Origin of the sequence: Corynebacterium sp. NML 150383, from assembly GCF_002285085.1 — a bacterium.
Classification (GTDB): domain Bacteria; phylum Actinomycetota; class Actinomycetes; order Mycobacteriales; family Mycobacteriaceae; genus Corynebacterium; species Corynebacterium gottingense.
The window spans coordinates 50,023-63,534 of record NZ_NSGK01000003.1; the positions used below are offsets into that span (position 1 = coordinate 50,023).

The 13,512-nt window shown below is 64.6% G+C and carries 14 protein-coding genes and 3 tRNA genes; 7 read left to right on the top strand and 10 right to left on the bottom strand.

Annotated features, from left to right (window positions below; all coding sequences use genetic code 11):
* Nucleotides 1-48: 48 nt before the first annotated feature.
* Genes CKJ85_RS04135 through CKJ85_RS04145 form a run of 3 tightly spaced genes read right to left on the bottom strand, consistent with a single transcriptional unit; the run spans nucleotide 49 to nucleotide 3,262 of the window.
* Complete coding sequence (locus CKJ85_RS04135; RefSeq protein WP_095553511.1) at nucleotides 49-987, bottom strand: nucleoside hydrolase; 939 nt, start codon at nucleotides 985-987, stop codon at nucleotides 49-51.
* Nucleotides 980-2,425: an MFS transporter gene (locus tag CKJ85_RS04140; RefSeq protein ID WP_233126942.1), complete on the bottom strand. Its 1,446-nt coding sequence runs from the start codon at nucleotides 2,423-2,425 to the stop codon at nucleotides 980-982. Before CKJ85_RS04140 ends, CKJ85_RS04135 begins: the two co-directional genes overlap by 8 nt.
* A gap of 30 nt (nucleotides 2,426-2,455) precedes the next feature.
* Nucleotides 2,456-3,262, bottom strand: coding sequence for a serine hydrolase (locus tag CKJ85_RS04145; RefSeq protein WP_095553513.1), 807 nt, complete (start codon nucleotides 3,260-3,262; stop codon nucleotides 2,456-2,458).
* 172 nt (nucleotides 3,263-3,434) lie between these two features.
* On the opposite strand from CKJ85_RS04145, the gene CKJ85_RS04150 reads away from it, so the two are divergent.
* Complete coding sequence (locus CKJ85_RS04150) at nucleotides 3,435-5,204, top strand: AbgT family transporter (protein WP_095553514.1); 1,770 nt, start codon at nucleotides 3,435-3,437, stop codon at nucleotides 5,202-5,204.
* A 71-nt stretch (nucleotides 5,205-5,275) separates the two neighbouring features.
* On the opposite strand, the gene CKJ85_RS11790 is transcribed toward CKJ85_RS04150, so the two are convergent.
* Nucleotides 5,276-5,641, bottom strand: coding sequence for a hypothetical protein (locus tag CKJ85_RS11790; RefSeq protein WP_143340142.1), 366 nt, complete (start codon nucleotides 5,639-5,641; stop codon nucleotides 5,276-5,278).
* Between the two features lie 317 nt (nucleotides 5,642-5,958).
* On the opposite strand from CKJ85_RS11790, the gene CKJ85_RS04160 reads away from it, so the two are divergent.
* Entirely contained in the window at nucleotides 5,959-6,558 is a 600-nt protein-coding gene (locus CKJ85_RS04160) for a hypothetical protein (protein ID WP_095553516.1), read from the top strand.
* Between the two features lie 69 nt (nucleotides 6,559-6,627).
* Here the strand turns inward: CKJ85_RS04160 and CKJ85_RS04165 are convergent, their stop codons facing one another.
* The gene (locus CKJ85_RS04165; protein ID WP_143340143.1) at nucleotides 6,628-7,524 is read right to left on the bottom strand and encodes a hypothetical protein; all 897 of its coding nucleotides are present in this window, start codon (nucleotides 7,522-7,524) and stop codon (nucleotides 6,628-6,630) included.
* A gap of 640 nt (nucleotides 7,525-8,164) precedes the next feature.
* Here CKJ85_RS04165 and CKJ85_RS04170 point away from each other — a divergent pair.
* Nucleotides 8,165-8,866, top strand: coding sequence for a DUF3800 domain-containing protein (locus tag CKJ85_RS04170; RefSeq protein ID WP_095553518.1), 702 nt, complete (start codon nucleotides 8,165-8,167; stop codon nucleotides 8,864-8,866).
* Nucleotides 8,867-9,101: 235 nt separating this feature from the next.
* On the opposite strand, the gene CKJ85_RS04175 is transcribed toward CKJ85_RS04170, so the two are convergent.
* A complete protein-coding gene (locus CKJ85_RS04175) occupies nucleotides 9,102-9,365 on the bottom strand; it encodes a hypothetical protein (protein WP_143340144.1) in 264 nt (87 codons plus the stop codon).
* A gap of 57 nt (nucleotides 9,366-9,422) precedes the next feature.
* Here CKJ85_RS04175 and CKJ85_RS04180 point away from each other — a divergent pair, with 57 nt between their 5' ends.
* A complete protein-coding gene (locus CKJ85_RS04180; protein WP_095553520.1) occupies nucleotides 9,423-10,244 on the top strand; it encodes a phytoene/squalene synthase family protein in 822 nt (273 codons plus the stop codon).
* 3 nt (nucleotides 10,245-10,247) lie between these two features.
* Here CKJ85_RS04180 and CKJ85_RS04185 read toward each other — a convergent pair whose 3' ends face one another.
* The 3 genes from CKJ85_RS04185 to CKJ85_RS04195 are packed head-to-tail and all read right to left on the bottom strand — an operon-like array spanning nucleotide 10,248 to nucleotide 12,240.
* Nucleotides 10,248-10,835: a hypothetical protein gene (locus CKJ85_RS04185; protein WP_143340145.1), complete on the bottom strand. Its 588-nt coding sequence runs from the start codon at nucleotides 10,833-10,835 to the stop codon at nucleotides 10,248-10,250.
* Between the two features lie 5 nt (nucleotides 10,836-10,840).
* Entirely contained in the window at nucleotides 10,841-11,767 is a 927-nt protein-coding gene (locus tag CKJ85_RS04190) for an ornithine cyclodeaminase family protein (RefSeq protein WP_095553522.1), read from the bottom strand.
* 23 nt (nucleotides 11,768-11,790) lie between these two features.
* Entirely contained in the window at nucleotides 11,791-12,240 is a 450-nt protein-coding gene (locus CKJ85_RS04195) for a hypothetical protein (protein ID WP_095553523.1), read from the bottom strand.
* A gap of 124 nt (nucleotides 12,241-12,364) precedes the next feature.
* On the opposite strand from CKJ85_RS04195, the gene CKJ85_RS04200 reads away from it, so the two are divergent.
* Nucleotides 12,365-12,437 (top strand) — tRNA-Asn (locus CKJ85_RS04200).
* A 167-nt stretch (nucleotides 12,438-12,604) separates the two neighbouring features.
* Nucleotides 12,605-13,078 carry a hypothetical protein gene (locus CKJ85_RS04205; RefSeq protein WP_143340146.1) on the top strand — a complete coding sequence of 158 codons (474 nt, stop codon included), beginning with the start codon at nucleotides 12,605-12,607 and terminating at the stop codon, nucleotides 13,076-13,078.
* A 72-nt stretch (nucleotides 13,079-13,150) separates the two neighbouring features.
* On the opposite strand, the gene CKJ85_RS04210 is transcribed toward CKJ85_RS04205, so the two are convergent.
* Nucleotides 13,151-13,224: transfer RNA gene (locus CKJ85_RS04210), tRNA-Ile, on the bottom strand.
* A 123-nt stretch (nucleotides 13,225-13,347) separates the two neighbouring features.
* On the opposite strand from CKJ85_RS04210, the gene CKJ85_RS04215 reads away from it, so the two are divergent.
* Nucleotides 13,348-13,420: transfer RNA gene (locus tag CKJ85_RS04215), tRNA-Asn, on the top strand.
* Nucleotides 13,421-13,512: the final 92 nt, after the last annotated feature.

Consider the following 13,512-nt stretch of genomic DNA (forward strand, 5'->3'; position numbering starts at 1 on the left):
TCGTCATCCCGCAGCCCCGGAGACAACCCCGGAGGCAACCCCGGGCCCCTACCCCAGGTTCTCGGCGGCGCGCACGACCAGGTCCCAGAACCGGTCGGCGTCCAGCTCGGTGGCTACCGAGGTGTGGCAGCCGGCGGGGGCGGGGGCTCGGAAATCGGCGACGGTGCGGCCGGCGGTGAGTGCGCCGGAGAGCTCCACGTCCACCGGCACGGGCACGGTCTTTACCACCGACGGGTCGATGAGGTAGGCGATGCAGCAGGGGTCGTGGACCGGCGGGTTGTCAAAGCCCTGGTTGTCTTTGTAGTTGGTGCGGAACGCGCCGAAAAGCCCGACGACCAGGTCGCCCACGGGCGTGCCGAGCGCGGCGAACCGCTGCTCCACCTCGGGCGTGGCCAGGGCCTGGTGAGTGAGGTCCAGGCCGACCATCACCACGGGCCAGGACTCGTTGAAGACGATGTGGGCGGCCTCGGGGTCGGCGACCACGTTGAACTCGGCGGATGCGGTCCAGTTGCCGGTGCCGTAGGCCCCGCCCATGAGCACGACCTCGCGGACGCGCTCCACGATTCGGGGCTCCAGGCGGGCGGCGAGGGCGATGTTGGTCAGCGGGCCCGTGGGCACGAGGGTGACGGTGCCGGGTTCCTCGGCCATGATGGTGTCGATGATCGCGCGCACCGCGTGCCCCTCCTGGACCGCAACCTCCGGTTCCGGAAGGTCGAAGCCGTGGATCTCCATGCCGGAGTCGCCGTGGATGGCCTCAGCGGTTTCCACCGGGCGCACCAGGGGGCGGTGCGCGCCGCGGTAGACGGGCACGTCGGTGCGGCCGGCCACCGTGAGCACCTGGGCTGCGTTACGGGTGACCTTGTCGATGGTGTGGTTGCCGCCGATCGTCGTTAAGCACAACAGCTCGATCGAGGGGTCGCCGAGGGCGAGGAGAATGGCTACCGCATCGTCGTGGCCCGGGTCGCAGTCCAGGATGATCTTACGCACGCGCGGCCTCCTCGGCGGCGATCGTGTCGGGGAGGTCCTGCGGGCGCGGGATGAGGAACGAGGTGCAGAACGCGGCGATGAGCAGCACCAGGCCGGCGATCATGCCCGCGCGGTAGCCACCGCCGTTGTCCGCAAACGAGGTGACCACGGCGAAGATGACGGTGAAGGAGATGCCGGCGCCCAGGTTGAACGCACCCGCGTTTAGACCCGGCAGGTAGCCCTGGTTGGACTTCGGCGCGAGCACGACGTGGAGCGAGCCGAGCATGATGTTGGCAATGCCTGCGTAGGTGACGCCGGCGGCGACGGAGACGAGGAAGAGCAGCCACGGCGTCGGGTTGCCCACCACGAACACGCCGAGCAGGACGGACAGGGCGGCGCCGCCGATGCCGATCTTGAGCACCGTGGTGTAGCCGAGGCGGCCAGCCATGTAGCCCGCGATCGGCCCGAAGATGAGGCCGGCGATGGCGTAGGGGGTGAGCGTCCAGAAGGAGACGGTGCCGGCGGACAGGCCCGGGCCGTTCGTCGCGTCCTGCGCCAGGTTGGGCACCAGGCCGTTCATGACAGCGAAGATGCCAGTCATGGTGAGCGTGGTGGTGGTCAGCAGCGCCCAGGTGCGGCGCTGGGTAAGCAACTCGGGCTGGACCAGCGGGTGCGAGCTCGAATTTTCGGCGCGCCAGAAGAAGAACAGCGCGACCGCGCCGATGATGAGCAGCACGATGACCAGGAACCAGTTGGCCTCCGCGAGCGCGCCGGCCTCGTTGAACGCGGTGAGGATCGTGCCGATGGCCACCACCAGGAGGGCCACGCCCAGCCAGTCCATGCGCTGGGTCTCGCTGGACTTCGTCTCCGCCACGCCGAAGCGGATGGTAAAGACGGCTGCGAGCGCGAATGCGCCGATGACCCAGAACAGGGAGCGGAAGCCGAAGGCGGAGGTGAGCCAGCCGCCGAGCAGGGCGTCCACGCCGGCGATACCACCGTTGATGGAGGTCAGCACGCCAACCAGCAGGGCGAACTGCTTCTCATCGCGCACGGCCTGGCGCAGCATGACGGAGGTCAGCGCCACCGTCGGGCCGGACACGCCCTGCACCACACGCCCCAGGAACAGCATTGGCACGTTGGTGGACAGGGCGGCGATGATGGAGCCGATCACGGTCACGCACATCATGGCCACGAGCACCTTGCGGCGCCCGATCAGGTCTCCCCAGCGGGGCATGAACAGGGAGAACAGCGCCGCTGCGGTGAAGAACGCGGTCTGCGTCATTCCGATCTGGTTGGTGGTAGCGTTAAGCTCCACCTCCATGGTCGCCAGCGCCGGGGCGAGCATGGATGCGTTGAGCTGGAATGCGAAAATAGCGGTGAGCAGGGCCAGCATGAGCGGCCAGACCTGCGAGGACGGAAGTTTGTGCCCGGCCGCGCCGGGCGCCTGGTTGGGTTGCATACCCATCAGCCTAGGGCATGGGGTGCAAAATCACTTCCCCAGCGCTGCCCAGATCGCGGTGTTGGTCTCCTGCCACAGGGGCTTGGCCCAGTCGCCGAACTCGCGGTCCGTCAGCGCCACCATCGCCTGCCCATCGGCGACCCACAGGTAGGTGCCCGCCATACCGAAGTGGCCGACCGTGTCTGCAGGCATCCCGTCGCCCGTCCAGTGCGGCGCCTTCTCCCCCTTGATCTCAAAACCCAGCCCCCACGGGCACGGCTTCTGCATCCCGTAGCCGGGCACCACGCCGCGCAGGTCCCCGAACTGGTTGCTGAACGCCTCTCGCAGCGTCTCCTCGCTCAAAAGCTTCGGCGCCATAAGCTCCTGCGCGAACAGGGCGAGATCGCTTATCGACGCCCTCCCGCCATGCCCCGCCGACCCATACACTTCAGCCGTACGCATCCCCAGGGGCTCGAAGACCCCCTCGCGCATGTAGTCCGCGAAGGCGAACCCAGTCTCTTGTTCCAGGTAGTCCGCGAGGATCTCGTAGCCGGCCGAGGAGTAGATGCGTCGCTCGCCCACCGGCTTTTGCAGCTCGCGGGAGGCGAAGCCGACGCCGGAGGCGTGCGCGAGGAGGTGGCGGACGGTCGCGCCTTCGGGCCCGCAGGCACTCTCAAGGGAAAAAGCTCCTTCCTCGACGGCGAGGAGGAACCCGTAGGCCGAGAGCAGCTTGGTCACGCTGGCGAGTTCGTAGACGCGCTCGGCGTCGCCGTAGGTGGCGGTGCGCGTGCCGATCAGGGCGGCGCTGACGTTGTCGGCGGGCCAGGTGTCGAGGTAGTCGTCGAGGCGGAAATCCATGGTGCCGAGCGTACCTGCACTCCACTGATGTGGACGTGACACACGTGGCGTGTAAGCTAGCTCTCACCTAAGTGCCTCCGGGCCACGGGTCACCGGCCGAACGGCCTTCATAACTGCACGCAGCCTGCTCGGGGATCCGGGCAGGCCCCAACGAGCACGAGAGGGAGAATCGATGACCGGTTCCTCCAAAGTCAGGCCCGGTTCCGCGGGCACAAAGACGAAACCCGACAAGCGCGACCACCGCGCGCACGACACTCACGGCGAGGGCGCTGGCTTCCTCGGCATCATTGAAAAGATCGGCAACAAGCTGCCGGACCCATTCTGGCTGTTTGTCATCCTCGCGGGTGTCGTAGCCGTGACCTCCTGGATCGGCCACAAGGCTGGCATGTCCGCAGTAGACCCCGGCACGGGCGAGACGATCGAGGTCCAGTCCCTGCTGACCACCGAGAACATCTCGCGCATGGTGACCGACGCGGTGGAAAACTTCATCGCCTTCCCGCCGCTCGGCGTGGTGCTGTCGGTGATGCTGGGCGTGGCCGTGGCGGAGCAGACCGGCTTCCTCGGCGCGCTGGTGCGCGCGATGGTGGCCAAGGTCGGCCCCGGCATGCTCACCTTCATGGTGGCGCTGGCCGGCGTGACCGGCTCGGTCGCCTCCGACGCGATCTACGTCATCATCATCCCGTTGGGCGCGCTGGCGTTCCACGCGCTTGGCCGCTCTCCGGTGGTGGGCGCGATGGTGGCGTTCGCGGCGTCGTCGGCAGGCTTCAATGCGTCCCTGATCCTGAACATCACGGACCTCCTGCTCGCCGGTATCTCCACCTCCGCCGCCAATATTGTGGACGAGGCCTACGAGGTCTCGCCGCTGGCCAACATCTACTTCGTCATCCCGTCCGCCATCGTGCTCGCGCTGGTGATCACCGCCGTGACCGAGTTCTACGTGGACAAGAAGGCGCAGGCGCTGGTCAACCACGACCACATCGAGACCGAGGAGCTCTCCTTTGACAAGATTGAGAGCCGCGAGCACGCCAAGGCGCTGAAGGAGGCCGAATCCGGCGACCCGCTGCTGGAGGAGGCCGCCGGAAAGACCAAGGAGAAGGCCGCAGCCGAGAACGCGGCGGCCGACGGGCGCCCCGACGACTACCAGGAGGGCGAGCTCACCGAGGATCAGCTCAAGCTCTCCCCCATCGAATGGAAGGGCATGGTGTGGTCCACGATCGCGCTCGTGTTGTTCCTGATCGCGTACTTCTGCCTGCTGTTCATCCCGGGTTCGCCGTTCGCGCGCCCCGAGGAGGGTTTTATGGAGTCTCCGCTGATCCGCGCGATCGCAGTCCCGATTTCCCTGGCGTTCTTCCTCATGGGCCTGGTCTACGGCCTCATTGTCGGCACGATCACCTCGGCCGCGGACATCCCCGAGTTCATGGCCCGCGGCCTGAAGACGCTGCTGCCCATGCTGGTGCTCTTCTTCGCCGTCTCTCAGTTCCTGGCCTGGTTCAACTGGTCCAACCTGGGCGCCTGGACGGCGATCAACGGCGCGGAGCTGCTGCAGCGCTGGAACCTGCCAAACGTGCTGCTCTTCCTGGGCTTCGTACTCATGGTCACGCTGATCAACCTGTTCATCACGTCCGGCTCCGCGCAGTGGGCGCTCATGGCCCCGGTGGTCGTCCCGATGATGATGTACGTAGGCGTTGCCCCCGAGGTGACCCAGATGCTCTACCGCATTGGCGATTCCCCGTCCAACATCATCACCCCGATGTCGCCGTACTTCGCCCTCGCGCTGACGTTCCTGCAGCGCTACTACAAGAAGGCCGGCGTGGGCACGCTCATGTCGCTGGCCCTGCCTTACACGATTGCCATGCTGGCGGGCTGGTTCATCTTCTTCCTCATCTGGTACTACGTGGGCATCCCGCTCGGCCCGGGCTCGCCGATGCACTACCAGGTCTAAGTCAACGACGCGATTCGGCCCCACGCTTTCCCTGTTCCGGGAGAGCGCGGGGCCTCGGTGTTTTTGGGCGTTTACTTCGACGTCGACGGGATGATCCCAGGCAACGGGTTGGGCGCAATCCCCTGGAGCACCATGTAGTAGCCGGTCGACCCGGCCGCGAATGCACCGAGCAGCGCGGTAAGCACGATGTCGGCGCGGCTCGCGTTGCGCACCACCGCGGAGAGACTGCCCGCGGCGATGGCATCCTCGAAGCTGGAGCCGACGGCGCGCTCGTAGCTGTGCTTTACCGAGCTGCCGGAGTTGACCACTACGGTAGCGTCTCGCTGGAACTCGTCGTAGCTGGGACGACTTGGAGTGGCTGCGTGGGAAGAAATTGGGGAGATTGACATGGTGGCCACTGCAATTGCGGTGGCGACGACGGGGACTCGATATTGCATGCCGCTCACAGTAACACGTTTTTGTATCGCTTTTGTGGGGTTGCGGACCTAAACGATCGCTCCACACCATTGAGCGGCCGCCCCCCCCCCACTGCCCGCTTGATGGTCAAACACCACTCAGGCTCCCACACCCCCCTAGGGAACTCCCTACCGAGGCACTCTCTCCACCAAAGAGGGGAAACTGACAGCGCAACCGCCCCCGCTAGCAACTCAGCTGCCCTTTAGTTCCCTGAGATCTTACTGAGATAGGTTGCGCAGGCGACAGCCAGGTTATTAAATACGTTTGTCCGGCCTTTCGTAATCTTGAAGGATTTTTCATGAACAACTTCAAAGACATCAACAAGCTCCTCAACAACGTTGAAGCTCTCATCCCCCAAATTGTCGGCGCAATCGTCGCGTTGACCGCGCTCATCGGTACTGTCGCTGGCCTGGCGGAGAACGGCAGCAGCGTCAACCCGAGCAACGGCGACTCTGGAGCCGTCGCGCCCTCCAACCCCGGCTCGACTCCGAAGCTTGCAAAGGAAAAGCTGCTTATCCCAGGTAGCAGGGACGGCATCACCTACGACCACGTTGACTACGGCGTCGAGGTCAAGGCAGGCGATAAGGTCTACACCAACTCCGCGCGTAACGGCCAGTGCTATCGCTACAACGGGTGCTACGTGGAGCGCAAGCTGAACAGCGAATTCCGAAAGGCCACCTTCACCGCGGTGTGGGACGAGAACGTCGTCAACGACGCAGTCAAAGAGGGCGAGATCAAGATCTACGTCAACGGCAACCTCAACCAGAGCAAGATCGTGAAGAAGGGGGCCGCAATCAAATTCGAGGTGCCTGTCAGCAAGATTGACACACTGAAGATTCAGTTCCCCAAGAAGGATGGTCAGGGTCTCTCGATCATCAACGGTGTGCTGTACCGCTAAAACCAATCAGCACCAGCGAGTGGGCGGGGTCTGAAACCAAACCCCGCCCACTTTTGTATGCGCTAGCGACTACTCCAAATCGTCAGCGCCCATGCCCTCACCGACTGCCCCATCCCCAGCCGCGCCCGCCTCCTGCTCCGCGATCATCGCTTCCTGCGCGGGCCACATTTGCGACGCGCACTGCTGCGTCCAGCCGCTCGTCCCATCAGTGAAAAACGTGGTCCCGGTTTCGTGGATGCTCGGGTCGCCGCACGAGGCAATCTGCTTGTCCATCACGTGAGGTGCCTCGTTGCCCGGCGCCTCCGTAAAGCCAATGACGGGTTCAGCGGGCTCAGCCTCGGCCGGCGGGAAGGTCTGCTCAGTAACCACAGTTGCGGAGGCCTCCGATGCAGGCGCGTCCGCCGACTCCGTAGCCTGCGTCGCCGGAAAGGCGTGGGTAGCACTGCCCGTTTCCACTTCCGCTAGGTCGAATTTCGCGCCCTCAATCCCCAGCGTCATCGCAGCCTCCGGGACCGCAAACGCCCCGTACACACGCACCTTCTCCTCCGCGGATGCGTCAGTCGACCACGGCTCGTACCCCGATGGCTTCTCGCACGCATCCACAGGCTTGCCCGTGTTCTTGAAGTTCTCCTTGTCCCACACCACCGGCGCGTCAAGGCGAACCTCCCCGTCCTCCGCACTGAGTACGCCACGCACCTGCACGAGCGTCTCTCCCTCAGCCACGGCGGCGTCCCCGCCAGCTGCACACTGCCCGCCAAGCAGGATCTCTTCGACCTCAAGGCTGCCCTGGCACTCCCCTCCGTCGCAGCCAACGGGCAGGGTATCCCCAACCGCCGCGAACTCCGACACGGAGGTTGTCGACGTCACCGTCGTCGACTCCGCCTCCCCTGGTCCGGCCCCAGAACCCGAACAACTCGAAAGCACCAGCACGCACGCCGCACCGAGCGCCACCATCACACGATTCACTTTGACTCGTACTCCTTGCACAGGAAAAACAATGACACACTTCTCACACTAGTGAGCCACGACTCCATTACCCGTGTTCCTGCTCTTCCCCGGCCTGCCCTGCACCTGTGCGTTGAGGAAAGAGTCCCTCCGCAACGACTACCTCGATGCTCACGATTTACAACACGGTAAAATACATGCACGCGCTCATGTCCAAGGCTTCCGGTTAAAACCGTTCTGCGAAGCTTCACAGTATCAAGGCTGGATTGGGTCCCCGCATCATCTTCAAAACGGTCCTCTGCGGCGTCCCTGCCCGTATTCGCCAAGGCATTTGACAACGGTACAACGCACTGGTTCCACTCCCGTGCAGCGCCCTCTTCAGCTTGTTCCCGAAGCTTCCTTCAGCGGTTTCGTCATGCGTATTCATACCGAATGCCCCCCTCAGCTGATCCACTCCCCGTTTGCTGTACCAATGCAAGGGACAGGTCTGTGTGTGAGGCGGTGCCACCGACAGCGAGTGCACCGACGTGGGCCATCCCCAGGTGCGTGAGCCAAATCTGTGCATACACCCTATTCACGTGGCTGCGCTATCAACGTCTCGTTGTGGAGTTGGCACATGGGTTAAGGTCTTTAGTGCCCACCCGATAGGAGAACACCCCACATGTATCAACTCTTCGTTGACGAGTCCTACCAGAAAGGTCACTATTACGTGGCGGGCGTCCTCGTTGACGAAAAGCAATGTGAGACCTTGGTGACGCGACTCGATGAGCTTGCTGACGGTCTGCGAGAACGCAACGGCTGGCTTGCCTCACCCGAGTTTCATGGCCATGCCTTGATGAATGGGTTAGACGACTGGAAAAGCCTCAATGGCAACTTTGGAGCGTGTGTGTCCATCTATCAAAAGGTGCTGCACGCAATACAGAACTCGGGTGCCCGGGTATACCTTGAAGGCGTTGATGTTAACCGGCTTAATGCGCGATACAAGTACCCCGATAGCCCTCACGACGTGGCGCTCCGCCACACGCTTGAGCGCGTCAATGAGTACTGCGCACGCAACGGGGAGATGTGCAAGGTCATCGCCGACATGGTGCCGCAGCAAGACGATTTTAACGAGGCAATCCAAGGAGTTACCCGCGTCAGCACTCCGGGCTATCGCAGTCAAAAACTACTTTGCGTTGACGGCGACATCGAGTTTGTTGACTCTAGGGAAAGTAGGGGCGTGCAGGCAGCAGACATGTCTGTCTATGTGCTACGCCGCCACCGAGAAGAAACAACCGCTAGTAAGTTGGCACGCAGGGCAACTGCGCGACTCGTAAAGGCACTCGGTCCCGCTCTCGTCCACGAGCGCAAGTGGCTTCCTTAGCCCAGAAAAAGCTCTGGAGCCTACGCGGCTCCAGGCGACAACGTTCCGGTATCCGGCTCGTCGTAGTCTTAATTTAACCGATTTTGGCGCTTTTGGTCAAGATTTTGCACAGTTGAACTTGCGTTGCCCTCGTACACGGACAAAACCCGGGCACATCTATCGCCTCTCCCGAAGACCGCAGTGCAATCACCAATTCTGCCCGTGTCAACCTCTCCTTGCGCAGGGCATTTCCCAATCACCGCGGCGGAAACAGTGCTATCCCCCACACACCAAGCGCCACGGCAAGGCCCACGAGCACCCACCACAGCACCCCGCGCGGCCGCGCAAACCACAGATCCGCAGCGAGCCACACCGCGCTCGGCACCGCCAGCGCCAGGCCGAGGAATGTGAGTGCTCGCCAATCGGGCAGCTCCCGGGCGCTGAGCAGCATCACCACGCCTAGCGCGAGCAGCCCTCCCGCCAACGCGCGTGGCCGCGGCCATCCAAGCGGAATAATCATGGGCCCGATGCTACCCACGCCCTCCACACGCGCACCAACAAACTACGCTTATGCACCATGACCGGCCACTACCTCGACACCTATGACGCCGCCTGCAACCGCACAGCCGCGCAGGTCATGGCCCACTACTCCACCAGCTTCTCGCTGGCTACCAGGCTCCTGCCACAGCCCATGCGCACCGACATCCGCAACCTGTACGCGGTTGTGCGGATCGCGGACGAGATCGTTGACGGCACCACCGCCCAGGCCCACGAGTGCGCCGAAACCGCCATCGACGCCTATGAGGCCGCCGTCCTCCACGCGCCCGCGCACCGTTTCCACACCGATCCCGTCCTGCACGCCTTCGCCGCCACGGCCCGCGCGTGCCGCTTCCCCGATGCCGAGCTGCGCGCCTTCTTCGCCTCCATGCGCTCGGACTTGCCCGACCAGCCGGACCTTCCGCTCGACGACTACATCTACGGCTCCGCCGAGGTCATCGGCCTGCTCTGCCTGCGCGTCTTCTTCCGCGGCAACGAGGCCGCGCTCACCCCCGACCTCTCCGCCGGCGCCCGCGCGCTCGGCTCCGCGTTCCAAAAAATCAACTTCCTCCGCGACGTCGCCGAGGACTCGGCCCTCGGCCGCAGCTACACCGAGCACTCGCTTATCGACGCCCCCGTGCACCCCTTCATCCCCCAAATCCGCACCGAACTCACCCAGGCCAAGGAGCAGATCCCCAATCTACCGGCCCGGGTCCGCCCGGCGGTGAAGGTCGCCACCGCCCTCTTCGAGGACCTCACCGACCGCATCGAGGCGACCCCTCCGGCCCAGCTACGCACCACCCGCGTGCGCGTGCCCAATTACCGCAAGCTCGCGATCGCGGCCCGGGCGCTGCGCCAGTAGCAGCTACGCCGCGCAGGTGAGCAGCTTGTCGGTGAACTCCTGGGGCGCGCCCTGCTCGCGCAGGCGGCCGGTGTTGTAGCACTTGAAGCCGGTCTCCGTCTTGCCGTCGGGCTCGACCACGTGCCACTGCTCGCCGTCAGCGCGGAAGGCGACGATCCAGTCGGTCTGGTTCGCGCCCGCAACCGCCCACTTGCCGTCGCAGTAGTCCACGTTCGTGCCGGTGGGGTTGGGCCATCCGGGGACGAGCTGATCAAACGCGCCCGGCTGACAGGACGCGGCCTTCGCATTGCCGCCCTTGGCTGCGCCGGCGCCGAGCGCCGGGATGGCGATGCCGGCGGCGCCCGCCAGCGCGGCGAGCTCGCCGAGCCCCGGGACCTCCGGGATCTCCAAACCGGGGACGTCGATAAGCCCCTGCGAGACGGCGAAGTAGCTGCCGGCGCCGACGAGCGCCAGCACGCCCAGGCTAATGCCGGCGATGGCGCCGGGGCTCAGCGACGAAGACTCCTGGGCCGGTTCGGCGGCGTAGGCGGGGCAAACGGCGGTGGCGGCGACGGCGGAGGCGACGCCGAGGGAAAGCAGCGTGTTCTTCATGCCCACTACTCTAACGGGTTTTCGGCCGCCTGCGCGACGGCCTGGGCGGTGGCGAGGTCTTGCCACGGCATGCCGACCGTCTTGAACACCACGCGGCGGCTCGGGTCGAGCGCGACCTCGCCGCGCACCACCTGAGCCATCGTGATGAGGTCCTCGCGGCGCACGGTGCCTTCCTCGGTGGCGAGCACCACGTCCCCGCCCTCGCGGTAGGCCACGGTCGGGTCCTCCACGATCACCTGCGCGCCGGTGAAGACGTCCGCGGCCAGCTCGCGGGCGTCCGCGGTGTGGGCGCCGACGGCGAGGACAGTGGCGTCCTTGCGAAGCTCCGCTCCCGTGACGATGGGCTCAGGCGACGTGGTCGCCGTGATGACCAGCCCGGCGCGGGCGAGTGCGTCCTGCGCCGCCGCAGAGCCGGAAGCGGCCCAGGGGTAGGCCAGGTCCGCGGGCTCCGTGCGAGAGATGAAGGTGATGCGCGGCTCGCGCACCCCTTCCAGGACGCTTTCCAGGGTGGCGGCGTGGCCGAGGCCCTGCGCCCCGGTGCCGAAGATGGCCACGTCCAACGGTTCGTTCGAGGCCGTGAGCCGGTCCAGCACCCCAGCGATTGAGGCTGCGGGGGTGCGGAGGGTGGTGAGCGCGGTGGCGTCGATAAGCGTGTGCGGCGTGAGCGTCTTGGAGCCCATGAGCAGGTAGGACCCCTGCACGAGCGGGACGTCCACCGTGGAGTCCGCGGGCTGGATGCCCAGGATCTTCACGCCCACCGCGGTGCCGGCCGCCGACGGCATGAGGTGCATCTCTCCGTGCGGGAGCGGCACCTTGGTGCGGAGCGGGTCCGTGGCGGGGTCGAAACCCGCGGCGAGGGTCTGGCGCAGCTTCTCGACGGCCTCCGCCGGCGACACCGTGCGGAAGACGTCATCGTGATCAATAAAACGCATGGGCCCACCCTACGTGGAGGCGACTAGACGCGGCCCTTGAGCGAGGCTGCGCCGTCGTCGAGGTGGCGCGAGTCGTCCTTGTCCCTGTCCTGGTCCTGCTTCGGCTGCGGCGAGGGCAGCACGCCCGGCAGCGGGTTGGGGATCATGCCCTCCTGCACCATGTAGTAGCCGGTCACCGCGACCGCGCCGAGGCCAAACAGCACGGAAAGAACAACCTCCGTGGTGGTGGACTTGCCCTGCTCGGAGGAGCCGCCCTTGCCCGCGACCAGGTCGTCCAGGCTGGAGCCCGCGGCCTTTTCGTAGTTGTTCTTCACCGAGCTCATGCTGTCCACGATCTCGGACGCGTCCTGGCGGACCACAGGCATGCCGCCCAGATTGACGGTGTCCCCATTCGCGGCGTGGGCGGGTGCGGCGGTGAGCGAAGCAGTGGCCACCGTGAGCGCGGTAGCGGCGGCGATGATGCGTGAATTCATGAATCAAACACTAACACTTGCGCGTACTTTATGCGCGATTTACCCCTTCTGAACTGGCGATTTTGTTTTTGAAAAGATATACGCCAGAATGATTAACCGTTGCACAGAATGGCAACGTAAATATTCCTCCATAGCTCAGTTGGCAGAGCATTCGACTGTTAATCGAAGGGTCACTGGTTCGAGCCCAGTTGGAGGAGCAGTACTTGCAAAACCCCGCACTATACCGACAGAGTCGGTATAGTGCGGGGTTAAGCGTATGCGCAGGCTTTCCGCACATTACTTTCACCCCTACGCCATCCCTCCACAGCGCAGCCCCCAATTTCCTCTTGCCGTCACCCGTGCCTGCAATTACCCTAAGTGACACGTGCCATACATCATCCAACCATCCCCGGAGACCACCATGCACACTCGCCCTACCGCCGCGCTCGCAGGCGCCGCCCTCGCCCTCACAGCCATCGCCCTTTCCGCCCCCGCAGCTCACGCATCCACGCACACCTACTCCAACCAACGCGGCGACGTGCGCTGCGAGATCTACAACACCCCACAGGGCCACACCACCCTCTGCGTGTCCGACAAGGCCCGCAAGGCCCACCCCGAATGCAACCCACCGGAAGCGCTCATCCCCGCCGTCAAGGTTGAAGACGACTGGGCCGGCACACTGTGTTGGAACCAAGGCTTTACCCAACCCCCGCAAAAGCTCAGCCCCATGTCCATACGCTCCGGCGGTGGCGCCACCGTCTTCGCAGCACCAGGCGGCGACCTCTTCGTCCTCGACACCATCAAAATGGCACTGATCCAAGTCGGCAGCGCCACCAAGGTCCTATTCCCCGGGTTCTAGTACGGGTTCTAGTACCGCCACCGCAACAACAAACCGGTGACAGGAAGTGTTCTCCTGCCACCGGTTGTGTTGTGGGGCCAGCGGGGCTCGAACCCGCGACCAGCGGATTATGAGTCCGCGGCTCTAACCGACTGAGCTATAGCCCCTCTCTGAGCGTCGATGCGCTCCAAAAACTATACCGCGCGAGCCGTGGCATACGAATTCCGGCCCCGTCGCTTCCCTCGCCGATTTTCCATTCGGCAGCGTTTCCTCTTATAATCGTTACACTTTCCTCCATAGCTCAGTTGGCAGAGCATTCGACTGTTAATCGAAGGGTCACTGGTTCGAGCCCAGTTGGAGGAGCGCTTGCACACACCCCGCAACTAGCCTGGACGCTGGTCGCGGGGTGTTTTCCATTGTTCGGCTTGGGGTAAGGAATAACGGCGTCGCGCACG

Bases quoted from the DNA above. Each gene is read 5' to 3' on its own strand.
- CKJ85_RS04160 (WP_095553516.1), top strand. From the start codon at position 5,959: ATGAACAACTTCAAAGACATCAACAAGCTCCTCAACAACGTTGAAGCT.
- CKJ85_RS04190 (WP_095553522.1), bottom strand. From the start codon at position 11,767: ATGCGTTTTATTGATCACGATGACGTCTTCCGCACGGTGTCGCCGGCG.
- CKJ85_RS04170 (WP_095553518.1), top strand. From the start codon at position 8,165: ATGTATCAACTCTTCGTTGACGAGTCCTACCAGAAAGGTCACTATTAC.
- CKJ85_RS04185 (WP_143340145.1), bottom strand. From the start codon at position 10,835: ATGAAGAACACGCTGCTTTCCCTCGGCGTCGCCTCCGCCGTCGCCGCC.
- CKJ85_RS11790 (WP_143340142.1), bottom strand. From the start codon at position 5,641: ATGCAATATCGAGTCCCCGTCGTCGCCACCGCAATTGCAGTGGCCACC.
- CKJ85_RS04140 (WP_233126942.1), bottom strand. From the start codon at position 2,425: ATGCAACCCAACCAGGCGCCCGGCGCGGCCGGGCACAAACTTCCGTCC.
- CKJ85_RS04145 (WP_095553513.1), bottom strand. From the start codon at position 3,262: ATGGATTTCCGCCTCGACGACTACCTCGACACCTGGCCCGCCGACAAC.
- CKJ85_RS04180 (WP_095553520.1), top strand. From the start codon at position 9,423: ATGACCGGCCACTACCTCGACACCTATGACGCCGCCTGCAACCGCACA.
- CKJ85_RS04175 (WP_143340144.1), bottom strand. From the start codon at position 9,365: ATGATTATTCCGCTTGGATGGCCGCGGCCACGCGCGTTGGCGGGAGGG.
- CKJ85_RS04195 (WP_095553523.1), bottom strand. From the start codon at position 12,240: ATGAATTCACGCATCATCGCCGCCGCTACCGCGCTCACGGTGGCCACT.
- CKJ85_RS04150 (WP_095553514.1), top strand. From the start codon at position 3,435: ATGACCGGTTCCTCCAAAGTCAGGCCCGGTTCCGCGGGCACAAAGACG.